The 21155-nt window shown below is 47.4% G+C and carries 15 protein-coding genes and 1 other annotated feature; all 15 genes read right to left on the bottom strand.

Features of this window, described 5'->3' with window-relative positions; translation table 11 throughout:
* Positions 1-135: 135 nt before the first annotated feature.
* On the bottom strand, positions 136-1698 hold the full coding sequence (locus DXC51_RS01365; protein ID WP_021635585.1) for a response regulator transcription factor: 1563 nt from the start codon (positions 1696-1698) through the stop codon (positions 136-138).
* Positions 1691-3418 carry a cache domain-containing sensor histidine kinase gene (locus DXC51_RS01360; RefSeq protein ID WP_021635584.1) on the bottom strand — a complete coding sequence of 576 codons (1728 nt, stop codon included), beginning with the start codon at positions 3416-3418 and terminating at the stop codon, positions 1691-1693. The genes DXC51_RS01365 and DXC51_RS01360 overlap by 8 nt, the downstream gene beginning before the upstream one ends.
* Positions 3419-3778: 360 nt before the next feature.
* The gene (locus DXC51_RS01355; RefSeq protein ID WP_117543395.1) at positions 3779-4549 is read right to left on the bottom strand and encodes a hypothetical protein; all 771 of its coding nucleotides are present in this window, start codon (positions 4547-4549) and stop codon (positions 3779-3781) included.
* 241 nt (positions 4550-4790) lie between these two features.
* The gene (rsmH, locus tag DXC51_RS01350; protein ID WP_117543393.1) at positions 4791-5849 is read right to left on the bottom strand and encodes a 16S rRNA (cytosine(1402)-N(4))-methyltransferase RsmH; all 1059 of its coding nucleotides are present in this window, start codon (positions 5847-5849) and stop codon (positions 4791-4793) included.
* A 57-nt stretch (positions 5850-5906) separates the two neighbouring features.
* A complete protein-coding gene (locus DXC51_RS01345; RefSeq protein ID WP_021635581.1) occupies positions 5907-7346 on the bottom strand; it encodes a M20/M25/M40 family metallo-hydrolase in 1440 nt (479 codons plus the stop codon).
* A gap of 21 nt (positions 7347-7367) precedes the next feature.
* Complete coding sequence (locus tag DXC51_RS01340; protein ID WP_117543391.1) at positions 7368-8078, bottom strand: hypothetical protein; 711 nt, start codon at positions 8076-8078, stop codon at positions 7368-7370.
* 16 nt (positions 8079-8094) lie between these two features.
* The gene (locus DXC51_RS01335) at positions 8095-8835 is read right to left on the bottom strand and encodes a DUF5058 family protein (RefSeq protein ID WP_025488152.1); all 741 of its coding nucleotides are present in this window, start codon (positions 8833-8835) and stop codon (positions 8095-8097) included.
* Between the two features lie 106 nt (positions 8836-8941).
* Positions 8942-10138 (bottom strand): acetate kinase, encoded by a 1197-nt coding sequence (locus DXC51_RS01330; RefSeq protein ID WP_021635578.1) that lies wholly within the window; start codon positions 10136-10138, stop codon positions 8942-8944.
* A gap of 589 nt (positions 10139-10727) precedes the next feature.
* Positions 10728-12158, bottom strand: a complete 1431-nt coding sequence (gene proS / locus DXC51_RS01320; RefSeq protein ID WP_021635576.1) for a proline--tRNA ligase — start codon at positions 12156-12158, stop codon at positions 10728-10730.
* A gap of 138 nt (positions 12159-12296) precedes the next feature.
* Positions 12297-12582: a binding site (T-box leader), on the bottom strand.
* A 350-nt stretch (positions 12583-12932) separates the two neighbouring features.
* The gene (locus DXC51_RS01315) at positions 12933-13817 is read right to left on the bottom strand and encodes an Rpn family recombination-promoting nuclease/putative transposase (protein WP_181970003.1); all 885 of its coding nucleotides are present in this window, start codon (positions 13815-13817) and stop codon (positions 12933-12935) included.
* A 343-nt stretch (positions 13818-14160) separates the two neighbouring features.
* Entirely contained in the window at positions 14161-16053 is a 1893-nt protein-coding gene (locus DXC51_RS29870) for an ABC transporter ATP-binding protein (protein ID WP_117543385.1), read from the bottom strand.
* The gene (locus DXC51_RS01305) at positions 16050-17882 is read right to left on the bottom strand and encodes an ABC transporter ATP-binding protein (RefSeq protein WP_117543383.1); all 1833 of its coding nucleotides are present in this window, start codon (positions 17880-17882) and stop codon (positions 16050-16052) included. The genes DXC51_RS29870 and DXC51_RS01305 overlap by 4 nt, the downstream gene beginning before the upstream one ends.
* 150 nt (positions 17883-18032) lie before the next feature.
* Complete coding sequence (locus DXC51_RS01300; RefSeq protein WP_025488147.1) at positions 18033-18779, bottom strand: sensor histidine kinase; 747 nt, start codon at positions 18777-18779, stop codon at positions 18033-18035.
* Position 18780: 1 nt separating this feature from the next.
* The gene (locus tag DXC51_RS01295) at positions 18781-19506 is read right to left on the bottom strand and encodes a LytR/AlgR family response regulator transcription factor (RefSeq protein WP_021635107.1); all 726 of its coding nucleotides are present in this window, start codon (positions 19504-19506) and stop codon (positions 18781-18783) included.
* Positions 19507-19625: 119 nt separating this feature from the next.
* Entirely contained in the window at positions 19626-20924 is a 1299-nt protein-coding gene (hflX, locus tag DXC51_RS01290; RefSeq protein WP_207660848.1) for a GTPase HflX, read from the bottom strand.
* Positions 20925-21155 lie beyond the last annotated feature (231 nt).

Below are 21155 nucleotides of genomic sequence, written 5' to 3'. Positions count from 1 at the left end.
CAGAATTCTATCATTTTCCAAGAAAGAATAATATAAAATTTTGCCTTTTTATAACAAAATTTTATCATCCGTCACAATCTGTTAAATAAAGCAGGCCTGTGCAGTAAATGCACAGACCTGTACTGTAGCGGTGTTCTAATGGTATTCCTTCGGAGAATAACCGGTGATTTTTTTAAATACCTGATAAAAGTATGCATAATTGGAAAATCCGACGATTTCTGCAATTTCATAAACCTTTAAATCGCCCTTTTGAAGAAGTTTCTGCGCTTTTTGGATTCTGATTTTATTCAGAATGTTTACAAAGGATTCGCCGGTTTCCTTCTTTAAAACTCTACAAAGATGGCTCTCTGAAATACCGGCATCTTCTGCCACATCATATAAAGTAATATTCTCCATATAATGTGTATTTATAAAATCCAGAACCTTTCTCCCCTGACAGGACATCTGGCTGTTTTCCTTTTGAATCCGGCCTATGGTCTGTGCTGTATAGGTTCTGATGTAGGAGATAATACTTTGCATGCTGTCAATTTTATGCATATCCTCCAGAATGGTTTCCATGGATTTTAGAGAGCAGTCTCCGGTATTGCGTTCCTGCATACTGCAGGTAATGGTAAAGGCTATCTGCATAAAAATATTTTTAACATATTTCACATCATAGCAAGTCTCCTGCAAAATCAATTCAATAAATTCTTCCAGATAATTAGTAAAATCCCAAGGTTCCGTATATAATATCCGAAACATATCCTGCATTTTTCTACTGAGCATATATTCATTCCGGAAACTTTTGCTTGTAATACTTTTATAGTGGATTACGGTTTTATTCTCCAGGAAAAATCTGCTTTCTGCGGAAAATATCGCCTCCTCATACAGCTTTGGCAGGGCAGCCAGACTTCTTTCAGAAAAATCACTGATTCCAACAAACAGATCCGCTTCCAAGGCGCCTCCGGTATCCACAATCCGGTTTGCAATTTTAAGAGCAGCTAAATCATAGTCCCGCACGATCTGAATTTTCTGGAAAACAAGCAGAATAAGAAAACCTTCTTTTATACGGGTATGGACATATTTAAACTGATACAAAGCCTCCTGTCCGGAGAGACATTGACGAATTTGATCAGTCAGCTGCTCGATTCTTTCCGGAGATAGAAAATCTGCTGAGCTGACCAGCATCAGTTCATAGCCTGCCGGCCGCCATTCCTGCTGCAGCATTTCTTCCAGTTCGGTTACTGACCGTGTTATTCCATTAATGCTATCCTGTAACAGATGTCCAGCCCAATTCTCATAATCAGAACGAAGTTTGCTGCGCATAACGGCTGTCTGTCTTTTCCGGTTCAGTTCTTCTCCGGCACGCTTTAAAACTGTTTTCAGAGCCTCGTTATCCAGGGGCTTAAGCAGATAATCAAAAGCTCCTATTTTCAGTGCAGTCTGGGCATAGGAAAACTCATCATACGCCGTGAGAAAGATAAAGATTATGTTTTCTTTTTTCTCCAGAAGTTGTTTTGCTACCTCAAGGCCAGTCATCCCCGGCATATTGATGTCCAGAATAGCAATATCCGGGTGGTACAAAGAGATCTGTCTCAAAGCATCTACACCATTCTCCGCACATCCCACCAGCTGAAATCCCCATTCTTCCCAAGGAACCGTAACCTTCAGCGCTTGTATAGTCAAATGGTTATCATCCGCAACAATTATTTTATGCATTTTCTTCCTCACATTTTTCTAAAGGCAGTATAATTCTGACTATCATGCCGTTTCCAGGTGAACTTTCCATCTGCATGCCATATTCAGGTCCATACAGGATATGGATCCTCTTCTGTATGCTGCGGATTCCTATATGCGCCCGGTCATGTCTGGAATCCTCCTGTCCTTCCTCCGACAGAATGCGATCTATTTCCTCCTGCCGGGTTCCTTCTCCGTTGTCATATACCTCCAGTATCAGACATTTATTTTTCTTCCCGGAGGTAATTACAATAATACCATCGTCCTCAATAAGATGAAGCCCATGAATAATTGAATTTTCCACCACCGGCTGCAGAATAAGCTTGGGAACCAGATACTGTTCTGTACCTGGTTCAATGGATATATCCCATTCTAAACGGCTTCCCCCGGTCACAAGTTTCTGCAATTCCAGATAATAGCGGATATACAAAAGTTCCTCCTGCAGAGGAATTTTCTGGGTGCTTCCATTAATGGAGGCCCGCAGCAGATAGCCCAGCATATGAATGGCTCGTACAATTTCCTCCTGACCGGAAAGTTTTGCCATGGAGCTTATAGATTCCAGCGTATTATAGAGAAAATGGGGATTCATCTGAGCCAGAAGCGCATTATATTCGGCCCGTTCACGGAGTGTACTGTCCTGAGCCATTTTTTCCACACTCTGAGTCAGTTCCTCATACATAGTATTAAATTGATGGCACAAATAAGCGGTTTCATCCCCAGTGCGAGGAATAATATGATCTACAGGCTTTCCAGCATTAATATCCCTAAAACTTTTATCAAGCGCCAGAATGTTCCCCAGCATGCCCCGAAACAGATAGGCAATCACAAAAATTACGCCGATTAATACCACCAGCTCCACAATCAGAAGAATCCCGGCCAAAGATTTGGTGCGCGCCAGGATGGTACTTCTGTTTACCAAAGCTTCCAATGTCCAGCCTCGCTTGCCAACCGATGTAGATGAAATCAAATACTGGTCTCTGACAGAATCATCTTCTCCGTGCAGGGAACTTCTCAGATCTTCACTGCAATATAGCAAATAACCATTTTCATCATATATAATACTGGAAAAGTCATGTTCTCCAAGCAGCGTATGAAAATAGTCTTTATCAAAAGTCAGACAGACGACTCCTTTATAGTCCGTAGTTTCAGAATGAATATAGTGTTTAATCAGGTAAATTTCATCAGGATTATCAGGAAAACTGCGCCACAGAGTACTGCCCTGACGTGGAAACATAGTCTTATAATTATCCCGGATTTCCTGGTAAACAGTTTTTTCTTTAAAGTCCTCTAATTGCAGTTCTTCTTTGGTATCGTAAAAATAGCTGCAGGTGTACTGATCCAGAATGTAAATGCTCTTCACATTGGTACCGCGCATTTTCATCAGCGTAACCAACCTTTTCAGACTTCTCATAACGTCCGCCACATAAAGATTACTCAAATCATCCTGATAGGAAAAGACAGCACAGTATTCAAGCTCTGCCACAAGTTTCTCTTCAATGGTTGAAATAAGATTATCAATATTATCTGAAAGAATCTGATTTCCATCTTCCATATAAAAAAATTCTTTTTCTGTAATATCCTTTTGGTAAATCCAATAGACTACCAGATCGGAAAAAACAATCGTGATAATAGTGGAGAGAATACAGCATAAGATCATTTTTTCCCGAATTCCCAGAAAGGGTCTCCTACGCAGTGATTTCATAATTCGTACCTCTGGCCCGGCCTTCCCCGGTGTTTAAAAATTCCATTTTATCCTGCTTTTATGATACCTTAAATCAGGTTTTAAGACAATGATCCTTTTACTTTCCCAAACAGGCTATATAATATTAAGCTTGTCAGCAACATCAAGACAAAAATTTACGGAAGGGCATCAAAAGAAAAAAGGTTTGGTATCCGTTAACTAACATATACTTTTATAGCCATCCAGCATTACCTTTATCCACCACAGAGAACAAATTCTTACCCATTTATCCACAATAATTCATCAGGCGGCAGGGAAAAATCTTTCCTGCCGCCTGAATCAAATTGAAACTATTATTATGCTGTCTTTGTATCCGTACTGTTAAAGCTGTTTCCTATAACAGGAACAGGAATATGCCTTACGGAATCCATACTCCTCGAAATTCTCACAAAGGAATGTCGTTTCCGGAACGTCAACCAATACCCTTGTAATATTATTCCTTAATGAAAAATGCAGGATATCAGCCGCCTTAAGCCTGGAACTTTTGTTTGCATCCGTTATGAATAAATGATCCCCCCGTTTGGTACCAATTCTCCGGCGGCCGGCCTTTTCCCAGCTCCTGTTTTCCCCTTCTTGCAGCATATAAACAGGCTCTGTCCGCAATCCATCCTTCGCCTTTTCCAGAACCAGCCTTCCATCCGACGATGTCCGGGGCTTCGGCTTTATATCAATAGCCGGGGCTTTTTCCACCCTTCCGGCAGTTCTGCTTTCTATAATACTTTCCGTTCTGTCCTCATTTTCACTTTCAATTCTGCCATACAAACTGAACCGATCCGCTGTTTCCTCCGTAATGGACAAATCTCCCACAATAGTACGTTCCCTGAGTATATATCGATTTTTTTCCAGACGCGAATGCAGGTAGAAATTTGTATTCTCAGCAATCCGGAACATACATTCCGCCGATTTTTCATTACCCAGCCTTTCACAGGCCCGGATACGTTCATCCATATTATCAGGATACACATTATATAAGGGAAACACTATCAGACGGCTGCCCAGGGTTTTCAGCACCCATCCTTCATAAACCTCTGTTTCCACTTCCTGAAACAGATTAATAATCTGTTCTTCCATCTTTACTGCCGGTTCATTCATCAGCTTCTGCTCTCCTTTTCCTGTTTGAAGCTGACTATACCATTTCTCAGCCCGGATTTCTTGTATGATATGTTCCCAATCGGTTATTTTCTCATAAATTTTCAGATAACCGGACGATTACATTTTCATAACGTTTAAGCCCCCTCACAGTTATGGACAAAAAAACAGGTCCTTTGCATCCTCCCTTTTTCAAAAGGAATCACAAAAAGACCTGCTTTCATGCATTTTATTAAGCCGCCTGTCAATCCTCCTGCGCCCGGATTGCCCATCTCATCTTCGTAGAACGCGCCCTGCTGTTTCTGGCGCATTCCTCCGCTGAAGGCCGAATCACCTCTTCGGAAATCGCACTGTAAATCCCCGCCTTATAGAACTGCTTAAAGGATTTCTTCACGATGCGATCCTCCCCGGAATGGAAGGTCAGTATTGCCACTTTTCCACCGGGTGCCAATACCTGTGGAAGCTTTTCCATCAAGGCATAGAGAGCCTCAAACTCACTGTTTACATCAATCCTGAGCGCCTGGAAGGTTCTCTGACAGGATTTTTTCACCGCCTCTTTTCTCTCCGAAGCCGGAAGAAAGGAAAGAGCGTCCTCGATTGTCTGGCGCAGTTCCCCGGTCGTTTCGATATGCCCGCCCTTTTTCAGCCGGGAAACCACCTCCTGGGAAATCTCCTTTGCATAAGGCTCATCGGAATTTTCCTGAAGCATACCCTGCAGTTCATCCCGGGAAATGCTTTTCAGGCGCTGCGCCGCGCTGATGCCCTTCTGAGGATTCATGCGCAGATCCAGCGGCCCTTCTGTTTTATACGAAAAACCCCTGTCAGGATTATCAATCTGCATGGATGAAACACCCAAATCCGCCAGTACAAAATCAAATTTCCCCGCATCCCTGGCCACCAGATCGATATCTGCAAAGTTCTGCAGCCGGATGGTAAGGATATCCTCTCCATAACCCAGCTTTTCCAGCCGTTCCTTTGTTTTTGCCGACTCGATTGGATCCACGTCCAACGCGTAAAGATGCCCCTGGGACTGCAGGCATTTCAGCATCTCCTGTGTATGGCCTCCGTAGCCCAGCGTGGCATCCAGCCCCTTCTGCCCCGGCTGGATCTGCAGGAAATCCAGAATTTCCTTCACACAGATAGAAATATGCATTCCCGCAGGAGTGCTTCCTTTTTCAATTACCCTTGATACGGTATCCGCATATTTTTCCGGGTTGAGCTCCTTGTATTTCTCTTTATAGTTTTTAGGATACGCGCCTGCATAGCGGACGCGGCGTTTATGCTTTTTCTCCTGATTTTCCATCCGACCCTCCTTACTTTTTATATTTACCACTCATCGCTGTACTGCTAAACAGTATCCTCAATTCCCCCGAATAATCTTCTTATAGAAATCAACTCCCATGGGAAGTGCCCCAATATAAATATTTTCATTCACGCCATGAATGCTTTCATACTGCTGCTTATTAATATAAAGCGGCGCAAAACGGATGCAGTTGTCGCATATATTTTTGTAATATTTGGCATCGGTCCCGCCGGTCATCACGTATGGGCTGACGCCGACTCCCGGATAGATTTCGTTTATGGCCTGTTCCACCTTCTTAAAGGCATCGCCTTCATAATTTACCACAGGGCAGGGATAGTCCTTGTAAATAACCTCGGTTTCCAGATCATACCCCTTTGCCTTTTCAGTGATCAATTCGATACTTTCATCCGTGGACTGGTGCGGGATAAAACGCAGGTTAGCCGTAACATAAGCCTCCTGCGGCAGCACGTTCAGCCCGTCAGCCCCCTTTGCCATGGTGAAGGCAATGGTGGTATGCAGCATGGCCGCGCCCGGAGGGCTGATAACAGGCATCAGCTTCTTCAGAAGCGGTTTGAACAGCCACAGGTTGGAAAATACGAACTTCATCCCGAAGTTCATATTGGGCGTAACGCGGCGGAACATCTCCAGTACGGTAGGATTGAACTCACTGGTAAAGGGATCCTGCTTCTCCACATCCGCCATGAATTTCCCAAGCCGCACCAGGGGCGTGTTCTTTCCGGGGGCGCTGGCATGGCCGCCTTTGCCCTTTGCGATAAATTTCAGATCACCATAACCCTTTTCCAGGACGCCCACCATCGCATAGGTTCCCTTCACGCCGCCGATCGGCTCCTCCATGATCATGCCGCCCTCATCGATCAAAAGGGAAAGCTTTACGCCCTGGGACTGCAGGTATTCCACTGTAAGTGGCGCTCCCTCGCCGCTGAACTCCTCCGTACAGCTGCTTGCGATATACACGTCTCCCTCCGGCTGGAAGCCCTCCGCAATCAGCTCCTCCACCGAACGGAAAATACAGTACAGGCTGCCCTTGGTGTCCACGGTGCCGCGCCCCCAGAGTTTTCCTTCCCCGTCAATATAGCCGCCAAAGGGTTCATGCTCCCAGCTGCCGTTCGCCTCCACCACGTCCTGATGGCTCATAAGAAGGATCGGCTCCGCCTTTCCCTTCCCGCTCCATTTAAAAAGAAGATTGCCATTGAAAACATGTTTTTCACAGGTTTTATGCACCAGAGGGAAAAGCTCCTCCAGAATTTTGTGGAACTCATAATATTTTGTTTTATCCGAATCAAAACGGCTGGAAACGGTTTCCTTCTGAATCATTTTCGAAAGCTGTTCCCCATACTCCCTGGCCCTGGGTCCCTTATCCAGCTCCACGCTGGCAGTCATGGCCGGTGTAGGCTGCCTGCTGCACGTCCTCACAACAAGAACGGCCGCAAGTACCAAAATAATAATAAAAATCCCCAGCAATATGCTTCCTGTCATCTCACTACTCCCTCCTTATTTTTACAGCTTCCCTTTTTTGAACAGAACCCAGCCAATCAGCAGCGCCATCCCGCCTGCCGGAATCATCAGAAGGCTGGTCTGGGATATGGCCGCAGGCACCAGAACGCACAGCAGCGTCATGGACAGTACCGGAATGGCCGCGATTTTCGGACTCTTCATAAAATATTTCAATCCCAGCGCGCCGAACAGGGCGGGCACCACATTGTCAAAGGCCGGCACAAGCACGGGATTTTCCAGCACCGGGCGAAGCGGAATCATCAGAATGACTCCCGCTACAATAACCAGGGTGGTAACAATAGCGCTGGTTGCCACGCTGATGGTGGAAATGATTTCATTTTCCGGTGTTCCCACCTTTGTTTTGGCAATATCCCTGGCATTCATTGCGCAGGGGATTTTCATATTGGTAACATTTCCCGTGATAAAAGCCAGGTAGCTGCCGCCAACGCCCAGCATGGGCGTATACACCAGAAATTCAACAATGGCTACCGGGATATAGATGATTCCCACCTTGGCAAAGCCTACCAGAAAGCCCTTCGGGCTGGGTGTCACACCATTTATCGCTCCTATGACAAAAGGGACGCCTACCAGCAGGATAATGCTCACGATCAGCATGCATCTGCCGATGCGGTGAAGTCCGTTGTTAAAATCCTCCAGAAAGGCCTGCTTCTGCGCCTCGTTATCCTGCAGCTGCTGCTTCTTTTTTTCTTCCATTATTTCCACTCCTCCCTCATACCAGGCTCATGATGACAGCCGCCGCCATACCCGCCAGCATACTCACCGCCATGCTGAAGTTATCCAGCACAGCAATGCCCTTTTTGTTGGTAAAATATTCGAATACCGCCATAAAAGCAGCCGATACGGCGGCCACAGCCAGAGGCACATAGTTTCCGCTGCTGGTCAGCGTGCCCACATAGGAACCGATATAGGCGCCGCACAGTCCCACAAACATGCAGGTAGTCGCATGGTCGCCAAAACCAGGCTTTCCTTCCGCCTTTGCCTTGGGGGCCTTCTGGATTTTGCCCAGATATTTTTTCAGGAAAAGGATGCAGCAGATTACGCCTCCCAGAATCCCAATTGTCATTACAAGAGAAATGGTTGCAAAGGCCGACATGCTCATTTCAGAAAGCTTCAGGCCGGACAGGCCGATGCTCTGCGCTGCTATTTCAGCCACGTTAAGCTCATACTGGAGCGCTCCGATAACGGACAGACGCAGCCAGGAAAAGGGCACTCCCAGCGTTCCGCTCAGGGCAATGACGCCCAGCAGGATGCTGATACTGGGCAGAATCGTAAAGGTGGCGCTGGAGATAATGGCTCTCTTCAGCACTTTTTTATCCATTCCGATCGCCAGGCCCGCACGGTAGCTCTTTATCAGATAAACAAAACACATTATCGTAATAAAAAGAAGGACGCCGGCAACCAGCAGGTAAAAGAATCCGGAATTTACACTTGCTATATATTCGTTGTTCATAAATACGTTCTCCTTGTAGGGAGCAGGCTGCGTTACCGGCGCTGCTCTTTTTTCAGAGAAAAGGGGCGCCGGTATGGCACCCCTCATTCTCATCAGATCATGATGCTCATTTTACAAGTCTGACTGTTTCACGGGCGATGGCCAGCTCTTCGTTGGTGGGAACCACCATGGTAACTACTTTGCTGCCCTCGTCAGAAAGGATGATTTCCTCGCCGCGCACTTTATTTCTTTCCGCATCGATGTTGGTGCCAAGGTAACCGATATATTCCCCGATCATGGCGCGCACCTCTGCATTGTTCTCGCCTACGCCGGCGGTAAATGCAATCACATCTACGCCGTTCATAGCCGCCGCATAGGCGCCGATATATTTGCCCACACGGTAAGCATAAGCCTCCAGCGCATGCTTTGCCTGCTCATTTCCCGTTTCAGAGGCCTGGACCAGATCACGGAAGTCGCTGGAATATCCATCGGAAAGTCCCAGCACGCCCGATTTCTTATTGCATACATCGATCACCTGGGAGGCTGTCATGCCTTCTTTTTCTGCCAGGAAGGAAATGATGGCGGGATCCAGGTCGCCGCTGCGGGTTCCCATAATCAGGCCCTCCAGCGGTGTCAGGCCCATGGAGGTGTCCACGGATTCCCCGTATTTTACAGCGGATACGGATGCGCCGTTGCCTAAGTGGCAAACAATGATTTTCAGATCCTTTCTGTCTTTTCCCAGGATCTCAGCCGCTCTTTTTGATACAAAATCGTGGCTGGTCCCATGGAAGCCGTAGCGTCTGATTTTATATTTCTTATAATAATCGTAGGGAAGGCCGTACAGGTATGCTTTTTCCGGCATGGTCTGATGGAAGGCTGTGTCGAATACCGCCACCATCGGAACACCCGGCATAATTGCCTGGCAGGATCTCACGCCGATAAGATTGGCCGGATTATGTAACGGCGCCAGATCATTGCAGTCCTCAATGGCCTTAATTACCTCTTCATTGATGATTACGGAACCGGAGAAATTCTCTCCTCCATGCACCATACGGTGCCCTACGGCGTCAATTTCCGTCAGGGAACGGATGACTCCCACCTTTTCGTCCGTAAGCTTACTGATAACCAGCTTGACTGCCGCTGTATGATCAGGCATTGCCGCCTCTTCCTTCACCTTTTCCCCGCCGGCCGGCTGATGGGCGATGTTGCTGCCGTCAATGCCGATTCTTTCACAGAGTCCTTTTGCAAGCACCTCTTCCCTTTCGCTGTCAATCAGCTGATATTTCAGGGATGAACTGCCGCAGTTAATAACCAAAACCTTCATCTTCCAATGTCCTCCTACAGTTTATTTCCGCGGGCCTTTAAGCCTGCCTTTGCCCCAGAGCCTATGAGAGTATTCTATCATACTTTTTTCAGGATGGGAATTATGTAAAACACCTCCTTACAGCTGTTGCATTCTCCTGTTACCGTTTCCTGACTTGGTTATTGCGGCTTCTGTACTAAATACAGAGGTATTGTATCAATAATTACAATCTTATCATCATTTTCCATAATTGCTTTCTTAATTCCCGCGTAAAAGGCTGACTTATAAGGCTCTTCCAAAGTGATATGTTCACAATGGGTACTAATATATGTTATATATTCCTCGGAAGTAAGAATTCTTTCCTTCTTCCATTTCATTATACTTCAGCACTTCACCAAAGTAAACAACGACAAAAGATTATCGCATAATCGATAGAAATCAAATATACCGTATATGATGCAATTAATATATTAATTATCTGCTGCCGCCATGCTCCCTGTCTGCTGCAAATTTCAGACTGAAAAAGCCGGAGAATGGAAATATATTATTCCCTCCTCCAGCTTTTATCATAGGAGGCAGTCTGCAGCTGCCTATTTATAAAATTTTAAAATTAATATGCTCTTCCCCAGTAAACCATCTTTTTGGCCGGTTTTCCGCAGCAGACACATGTATCGGAAATCTGCTCCTGTTCAAAGGGCATACAGCGGCTGGTTGCTGCAAATTTTTCCTTAATGGTATCCTCGCAGGCCTGATCGCCGCACCACATAGCCTTTACGAAGCCGGGCTTGCTGTTCAGTATTTCCTCCAGCTCCTCCATATTCCGTGCCGTATAGGTATGGGAATCCCTGTGGGCGCGGGCGCGTTCCAGCATGTCCTTCTGGATCTGCTCCAGAAGCTCCCCTGCTTTTGCTTCCAGCTCGTCCAGGGCAACTTCAATCTTTTCCCTGGTATCCCTGCGGCAGATGACGCACTTTCCTGCCTCGATATCCTTAGGACCGATTTCCACACGGATCGGGATGCCGCGCATTTCCTGCTCGGAGAATTTCCATCCGGGGCTCTTATCGGAATCATCCACCTTTACGCGGAAGTTGCTCAGTCTGTCCCTGAGCTGGTAAGCGGTATCCAGAACGCCTTCCTTCTTCTGCTGGATAGGGATGATCATGATCTGGGTGGGCGCTACTTTGGGCGGCAGTACCAGCCCGGAATTGTCACCGTGTACCATGATGATTGCACCAATCAGACGGGTGGTCATTCCCCAGGAGGTCTGGTAAACGTATTTCAATGTATTGTCTCTGTCCGTAAACTGGATGCCGAACGCTTTCGCAAAGCCGTCTCCGAAATTATGGCTTGTCCCTGACTGCAGCGCTTTTCCGTCATGCATCAGCGCTTCGATAGTGTAGGTGGATTCCGCACCTGCGAATTTTTCCTTATCCGTCTTACGTCCCTTAATTACGGGCATGGCCAGAACCTGCTCGCAGAAGTCCGCATAAATGTTCAGCATCTGAATCGTGCGCTCCTCCGCTTCCTCCATAGTGGCATGGGCGGTATGTCCCTCCTGCCAGAGGAATTCGCGGGAACGCAGGAACGGCCTGGTTTCCTTCTCCCAGCGGACAACGGAGCACCACTGGTTATATACCTTCGGGAGATCTCTGTAGGAATGAATGTCATTTTTATAAAAATCACAGAAAAGGGTTTCTGAGGTAGGACGCACGCACAGGCGCTCCTGCAACGGCTGAAGCCCTCCGTGGGTTACCCATGCTACCTCGGGCGCAAAGCCCTCCACATGATCCTTTTCCTTCTGCAGCAGGCTTTCCGGTATGAACATGGGAAGATATACGTTCTCCACGCCGGTTGCCTTAAATCTCTCGTCCAGCTGTTTCTGGATCAGCTCCCAGATAGCGTAGCCTGCCGGTTTGATAACCATGCAGCCCTTTACGCTGGTATAATCGATCAGCTCCGCTTTCTTTACTACGTCGGTGTACCATTGGGCAAAATCTTCATCCATGGAAGTTATTGCTTCCACCAGTTTCTTGTCAGCCATTTCTTCTTCTCCTTTTCTTACAATTGTATTTGCTTTTACGGTTCAGTTCCTTCACAGCATGCATTCCGGCGCCTGTCCGGATTCTGCCGTCAAAAAAACCGCCGTTTTCCATCCCCGCCCAGATTCCCAAAACCTGGACAAAGGGACCGGAAAACCGGCGGTACCACCCTGTTTAATACGCCTTCGCGTATTCTCTCAACTGCTCCGTTAACGCCGGATTTACGTTATGCTTGGGGAAAGCATATGCCCAAAATGTAACTGTCCGTTTCCCACACAGTCACTTAAAAACAACTCTTCACGGCATGTCTTTCTTTCGCATAAGGCTCCGAGGCCGGTTGGGCCGCCGCTTTACAAAAACCTTCCACCTGTGGTTTTCTCTCTGCTGAAAAGCTTACAGCTTACTTTTCCTCTTCTTTGCCAAATCTGTATACGTATTGATATTAGGCGAAATGCTGGGTTTTGTCAAGCATTTAGGGTATTTTCAATCTTGCATTGTAACAGTTCAGGTTACTGTTCACTCAGTACTGTGCATTTACTGCACAGTACGTAAGAAAGTGATTCAAGAGTGTATAAATCCCATTGCCGCAGGCAATTTTTAATGGATTTATACAGTTGCTGGTCACGGAGTGAACAGTAACAACAGTTCAGCCTTCGGCCGAACTGTTACTGCATCCGCCCATGATAAGTCGCCTTTGGCGAGGGGCGGATGCCTGCTGGCATTATGTTTTCTCACGGTTTGCGCAGTGAATGCGCAAACCTGCCTGAACTGTTACCTTACATTTTCAATCCTTCCATATGTTTTTCTACAAGCATTATGGCGTCATTTTCCGACAGCCCAAATCTTTTTACCAGCTTTTCAATAATCTGCTGTCTGCTTTTTCCTTCTTCCAGATTATCTGAGATAAAAATCTCTATCCCTTTTTCTATCCCCTCATTTATCCCTTTCTGCAGCCCCTTTTCGAACCCTTCTTTTTCGCCCTCCTGGCGCACATACTTCTCCCTCGCCTTCCGGTCCCGTACATCCTTCATATGCGCTTCATAATGGGCGCGCAGCCGCTTGCTCAGACTCATAACCTTCACCTCACGAATTGCTTCAAGAATCCCTGCATTTTCTGTCTTTATCATATCCAAATCCTCCTCGCTTTCCGCATTAAACAGACGAATCCAGTCATTCATCCGATTCTGTCCCACCAGGTTCTTCCTTAATTCCAGCGTATGTATCTCCATCATATCGGAGTATGGGATTCCGTTTTTGTCCCTGAAAAGATATACGGTGTGGTATTCCGGGCCGTCACTCAGGTTGAAATCCAGGATACTGATGGCCACGCAGCGCCTGAGCCGGGAATAATCTTCCCCCTTATTCGCCTCCGCCGTAAAGATCTTTGCAAGATAAAACATCTGCCGTTTGTCCCAGTCGGCGCTGGCCTTTACCTGGATTTCAATATTAATTTTGATATTATTGTTAAGCTCAATCAGCACATCCAGAATCCCCTGCTTCTGGCCGCGGTACCGCTTCCACAAAAACGTATTCAGCAGCCGGGAGGAGCGTATTTCCTCCACTGGTATTTCCAGTATATCGCTTAAAAAATGGTTGCGCACTACCTCATTCCGGAAAAGCTCCTTTGCGCAATAATCGTATTTGGGTGATATTATCTTCACTCTCTGCACTCCTTTCCAATACGGAAAGGATGGAAAGAGTGATCTTCTGATATTATTATACGCATTCTTTCCGTATCTCTCAATCTTTTTTCAGCTGGTTAATGAAACTTTTGGCGAAATGCCGTTAAAAAATATGATATAAGAATAATTAGGGAAAGTGACTTTTCCCGATGAAGTTACTATAACAGAAATCCCCTTCCTATACAAGCTGGTTGTTTAAGAAGTATTTTTTAAAACCGTCCAAAAAATGTTGTTAAAAACTGTAACAGTCCGGAAAAAAACAATCCGGCTATCTGAAATTCAAATTTCAGGACAGCCGGATTTCTGTTTTCCACCTTCTTCCTTATGAGACATATACCGGTTCCATTCCAAGCGTATCCTCTTCCTCCGTATGCTCTGCGTAGTACTGCGCCTGCGCGTTCCACAAACGTGCATACAGACTGTCTTCCCCGGCCAGTAGCTCCTCATGTCCGCCCCTCTGGACCAATCGTCCTTCCTCAAAGACTGCAATATCATCGCAGAACCGGCAGGAGGAAAGGCGGTGGGAAATATAAACGGCGCTCTTGCCGCCCACCAGCTTTTCAAAACCCGAATAAATCTCATATTCTGCAATAGGATCAAGCGCAGCCGTCGGCTCATCCAGGATAATAAAGGGCGCATCCTTATATAAGGCCCTGGCCAGCGCAATCTTCTGCGCCTCCCCGCCCGATATCTCCACACCATCCTTATCAAAATCCCGGTATAAAGGCGTATCAAGCCCTCTGGCCATTTCCTTCAGCCTGTCCCCGAAGCCGATCTGCCCCAGGCTGGACGCCGCCCTTTCCCGGTCTATGTCCACAGCCGCAGCCACATTCTGTCCCAGTGAAAAAGAAAACAGCCGGAAATCCTGGAATACCACGGAAAACAGTTCCAGATATTCCTCATAATTATATTTACGGATATCGATTCCGTTCAGAAGGATTTCTCCCTCCGTGGGATCATACAGACGGCAGAGAAGCTTGATAAAAGTTGTTTTGCCGCTGCCGTTTCTCCCGACTACGGCAAGATGCTCACCAATCCGCAGCTTCAGGGAAAGATGCCGCAGCGCCCAATCTGAGGAACCAGGATACCTGAAGCTCACATCCCTGAATTCTATTTCAAATTCATTGTCATCCCTTTTTTCCACAGGAATGCTGCCCTGATATTTCACAGGCCTGGAATCAAGAATCCCAAGATAATTTTCAATAAAAGGAGTCTCTCCCCGCAGTTCTGCCAGGCCGCCGGCCATCTCGGAAAAGCCTCCGGTAAACTGTGTCACAGCCCCCACATACTGTACTATCATTCCGGCGCCGAAGGCGCCTGCAATGGCTCTCGCCCCTATGAAAAAATAAACACAGCCGCTCAGAAGCATGCCCAGGCCCGCCTTCATCATTTCATAAAAACCGGTAAGAAGACCCTTTTTTCCCAGCCTGTCAATATCCAGGGACTTTTTCAATCCTTCCAGAAGAAGCTTTTCTTCTCCATAAAGACGAATCTCCTTCCCATGTTTATATTGCGTGCATTCTCCAGAATAGTAAGCAAAACTCCGGTTTCCCTCCATGAATTCCTTATAAAACTGCATCTCCCTTTCCGTCTGCCTGCGATTCAGGCACACAGTACACACCAATGCTCCAGCCAGAAGAAGCAGCATCAGCAGGGAAGCCAAACCAGAGGTGAAAAACGAGGTCCCCCCTCCATAACCCAGAAAAGCCGGTACAGCGAAAACAACCGAAGCCGCAATGGTGCAAATCCCTTTCACCATCCTCTGCACATTGTAGATTGTCCCCCAGCACAGGGCTCCATCCATCGTCCTTCTTTCCAGATAGTACCTTTTCTTATTCTGATATCCCGCATCTCCCAGGTTTTCAAAGTCGGTCTTCAGGAATGTATCTCCCACACTACGCAGTTCCTTCCACATCACCTTACTCTGGGCGACGCTGTTTATTTTCCCGATTCCCTGTGAGAATAAAAAAATGGTCAGGTTGCATATAAGCGTAAGCAGTACATAGCTTCCCAGTCTCTGCGCATCCCTGCCTCCTATCAGCTCACTCAGGATTCTGGCACTGAAATACAGATTCACAAAAGGACCTGCAACCTGCAGCATGGCCTGCGCTGTTACGCACCACCAAAGCTCAGGCGCAAAGCCGTGGTAAATTTTGATCAGGCGCAGCAGCAGATGCATCTGATATTTGTAGCGTTCCCTTTTTTCCGTTTTCATACCACAGGCCTCCCTTCCGCTTTTTTCTTATAATAATGGCTCTGAACCTCATACATATGGGCATAAGCGCCTTTGGCCGCCATAAGCGCTTCGTGATTCCCCGTCTCCGTAACTCTTCCGTTCTCAAGAAACAAAATACGGTCGCAGAACCGGGTGCTGGAAAGCCTGTGGGAAATATAGAGTGAAGTCCTTCCTTCTGTCAACTCCCCATAGCTTTGATAAAGTTCATTTTCAGCGATGGGATCCAGTGCAGCCGTAGGTTCATCCAGGATAACAACAAACGCCTTTTTATACAGTGCCTTTGCCAGCAGAAGCTTCTGCCTTTCCCCTCCGGACAGCTCTACCCCATCCTCATTCAGCTCCCGGTTCAGCAGGGAATCCATTCCATAAGGCAGCTTTTGTACCCTGTCCCACAGGCCTGCCAGCTCCAGGCAGCTTTTAACCCGCTCCCTGTCCATATCCTCCATGGCGCCCGAAACATTCTGGGCTATGGTAAAGGGCATGAAATTTGCTTCCTGGAACACCACGGAAAAAAGCCGATAGTACTCATCCCTGCTCAGCTTCGACATATCCTTACCGTTAATCAGAATTCTTCCTCCGGTAGGATGATACAGCCCGCACATAAGCTTGACACAGGTTGTTTTCCCTGCGCCGTTCAAACCCACCAGCGCCAGCTTTTCACCGGCCCTGATATGGAAATTCAGATCACGAAGCGTATCCGCCTCCGCGTCCGGATAACGGAAAAAAACATGCTCAAACGTAATATCCACGGGCCTGTTTCCCTCCGTATCCAGGCATTCCTTCCCGTCATTGACAAATCCGTCCGGCATCTCCAGGAAATCCCGGAATTCACAGCACTGTACGCTGAACCGGTTGATTTTTTCCACCTGCTTAGTGATATTGTTAAGCCACTGGGAAACTCCTGCCACCGCGCCGAAATACATGGTAAAATCCCCCGGGGTAATGCTGCCCTCCAGCACCATACGTATCAGCAGCAGATAGCATGCGCCGTCACGCAGAAGATTCAGAATCCCTTGCAGTACATCATCCGCGAACCACCACAGCTCATTTCTTGCACACAACTTTATCATGGCCGGAAAATATATGGAAAACAGTCCGCCGAACCACCGGCTGATTTTATATATCCGCAGATCCTTCCCCGCGGCAAAGTCTGTGGGGGCAGCAAACAGATAATTCAGCTTCCGCTCCAGATCCGCCGATTCATCCCGGATTCCAAGCTCCAGCTTCTTAATAATCCGGCCCGCAATATATATGAGCGCGGACATAAGCACAAGCGCCGGAAGCACTGCAGGATGAATGGATGATACAATTCCTGCATAGATAATCAGGCCCAGGGCATCTCCGCAGATTCCCACAACACAGTCCACTACCGCTTCCCCGCCCGCCGAGCTCTGATATAGAAACTGCAGCGCCTTTTCCTTTTTCCTCTGACCGCTGCTGCTTTCAATATTTGGAAAATCCGTGGTAAAAATCTTTTCCGCCCACAGATACATATAATTCATCCGGTTTTTCAGCCCGATGGCAAAAAGCTTTCCCTGTGCAATGTATTTGTCATACATGTGCAGGGCGCACAATAATGCTGTAAAAATCACAAGAGTTACCGCCAGCCTCCCATAGGCCGCCCCTTCCGTTACGCAGTTGATTACTTCTCTTGGAAGCAATATTCCCATCAGCGGAATCAGTACTACGCACGGTATTCTGGAAAATGCCTGTACCAGCCCCCTGCTGTCCCATCCCCACCATTTGGAAAGTGCATAGCGCAGGTTTTGCAGCGTAGTATACCTGAGCTTTTTCTTCTTCTCTTCCATATCCTTTTCACCATCCTGTTTCCTTTTTATGTCTGGGATAAGAATAGCATTTTCTCCCGGTAAAAATAAAAATCGTGCACAAGCGGTATTCCCTCATGCACGAATGGTTTTTATAAACAGCCCCTGATTTTTATAAACAGCTCCTGGTTTTTACAGCGGCAGCATAACCTCGGTTGCAAACACGCCCTCTTCCGTCTGGCGGTTTACATATCCTCCGTTCTGTTTTACAATACCGTCAATCCTCATCAGGCCAAAGCCAAAACGGGCCTGTTCATCCCGGCCGCTTTTGGAAGAAAGGAAACGGCCTCCCGTTTTTTTCAGGTTATCTCCTGCGGAGTTGGTGACGGAAATATACAGCTGTTGCTTCATAACCCCTATGTAAACCCGCAGGAATCTCTTTTCCGGCTCCTCTATCCTCATGCAGGATTCGATGGCATTGTCCAGCAGATTTCCCAAAATGGAGCAAAGATTCACATCGGAAACAGCCATGTGCTCAGGCACCCTGGCCTTGGCATTGACCGCTATTTTCCTCGCCCCGGCAAGCGACAGCTTACTGTTTAAAATAGCATCCGCCATTACATTTCCCGTCTTTAATACCTGATCCACGCTGTTCAGATCCTCGTTCAGGTTCTGCAGATACCCCTCCAGGCGCTCCGTCTCCCCATTTTGTACGAAAACCAGCATGGTCTGGATATGATTCTTAAAGTCATGCCTCCACCCCCGCATCTGGCGGTACATATTTTCCACTTCATCCACCTGCCTGCCGATCAGATTATTCTGGAAGCCTTCAATCCTTCGGTCCACCAGACGGGTCAGATACCATCTGAAAAGAAAGAACAGCCCGATCCCCGCCAGAATAATTCCCAATCCGCCTGCGGCTGCCAACCAAAGTTTCATCTCATACCTCCTGCTCTTCCCTTAAATAATAAGAAACAAAGGCCCGGTTTACCTCCGGGAACAGCCGCCGGCTGATGGGTATGGCTGTCCCGTCATCCAGCAGAAGCTCCGTTTTTTTCAGCCGGGCCGCAAATCCAAGTCCCGCAATATAGGAGCGGTGGCACCTGACAAAACGCCCACCCTCCAGCTGCTCCTCCAGGGCGCGGATTCCACACCGCACCTCTGCAGTCTCACCCTTGAAATGTATCTGCACGGTATGGGCAAAGGCTTCAATATAGGAAATATCCTTCTGGAAAACACGTACCCGTTCCCCTTCCACTGTGGTAAGAAGCAGATAGCTTTCCTTCACATCCTTTTTCACAGCCTTGTCCAGACACTGAAAAAGCTTGTCCTTTTTTACCGGCTTCAGCAGATAATGAAGGGCCGCCACATCATAGCCCTCCTCTATGTAATCAGGAAGCGCGGTGATGAAAAGTATTTCCAGTTTTTCATCCATTTCCCGCAGATACTTAGCCAGTGAAACACCGTTTTCCCCCTGCATCTGAATATCCAGGAGGATCAGCCACCAGTCCTTTTCCTCCTCCCAGGCAAAGCGGAAGGCCTCCGCGCTGGAAAAAATCTTAATCTGTACCGGCAGGCCGGAATTGGCGGCCCATTCTGCCACATATTTTTCAAGCATACCCGCCTGCTGCGGTTCATCATCACATATGGCTGCCTTCAGCAACATCTTTTTGCTCCTGTTCCCTGTCTTGTAAGGCGCCGCTTTCTTATATGAAAGAGACGCCTTAACCAGTTATATGAAATGCTTTAAATAACAGTCCAGCTTTCGGCAGAACTGTTACTGCTTTAATCCTCCAGGATCAGATACTCCTTGTATTTGGCGTAATCACTTTCCCGGCAGCTTACGAACAGCCTTACTCCCTCGGCCAGGTACTCCTGGCTGATAACCGTCGCATGATCATTAAAATAGCCCACTATCTCCCCTTTTTCATAGGGAATGAGGAAGGAGCCTTCCCTGTTTCCTGAAAATACCCTTTCCTTAATCATCCGCAGAAGCTCCTGCAGCCCGCAGCCATCCAGGGCCGACATGAAAATTTTATCCCCATCAACCTTGGGCAGCTCATCTTTCTGCATAACCAGATCCGCCTTGTTCATCACATAAATACAAGGTATTTTTTCAGCTCCCAGCTCCCGCAGCGTTTCCGCGGTCACCTGCATGTGCTCCCTGTAATGCTCATCAGAAGCATCCACCACCTCAAGCAGCAAATCCGCATACCGGACCTCATCCAGGGTGGAACGGAAAGCCTTTACCAGGCCATGGGGCAGCTTGCTGATAAACCCGACCGTATCCGACAGAAGAAAATCCTTTTTATCATTCTGCGTGATTTTACGCACTGTGGTGTCCAGGGTGGCAAAAAGCATATCCTTTGCCATTACCATTTTTTCCTCTTTCCCCACATAGGTCTCCACCATCTTATTCATCAGGGTCGATTTCCCCGCATTGGTGTAGCCTACCAGCGCCACCTGCGGCAGCGCGGACTGATTCCGGCGCTTACGCTGCGTATTCCTGTCATGCTCTATGGCTTCCAGCTCCCTGCGAAGCTCGCTGATCCGCTTTTCTATTTTTCTTCTGTCCAGCTCAATCTGCTTTTCACCGGTACCCTTATTGCTGAGGCTGCCGCTGGCGCCGGCCTGCCTGCCCAGCGCTTCCCTCATCCCTACCAGACGGGGCAGCATATACTGCAGGTTGGCCGATTCCACCTGAAGCCTGGCTTCCCTTGTCTTCGCCCTGCGGGAAAAAATCTCCAGGATCAGGTTGGTTCTGTCCATAATGGGCACCCCCACCTCCTTCTGCAGGTTTTTCAGCTGGGAGGGGGAAAGCGTTTCATCAAAAATCACATAATCCAAATCCATCTGGTCAACAGCTTCCTGTACCTCACGTACCTTTCCGCTTCCAATATAAAATGCGGGATTCGGCGTTGACAGATTCTGTTCTATAATAGCCGCAACCTCCATCCCACAGGCCTCTGCAAGGCTTTCAAGCTCCCACATGGCTGTTTCAAAATCCGGGTTATCATCAATATTTACTCCCACCAGAAGGACACGGGAGATTTCCATCTGATCCATATTATTTATTTCGTTCATTCTATCCTCTTTTCCGCGCCGCTTTGTAATTTGCTACAGGCTCGAACAAAGCCCCAGGCTTGCGGCAGCAGCGCAGACACAAACCTGTTATCTATATGCTGCTTTTATTATTCTTCCTTAATCTGATAAATTTTTTAATCCACATGCTAAACATATCTGTCGGAACTGTAAAATACATTTGGCAGTCCCTTACCTCCTTTTTCTCATTTTCAGGTACAAAAAAAGAGATTG

It is taken from the genome of Eisenbergiella massiliensis (genome assembly GCF_003435485.1).
Note: the sequence above shows the minus strand (reverse complement) of the source record. Positions and strands in the feature narration are given on the sequence as shown.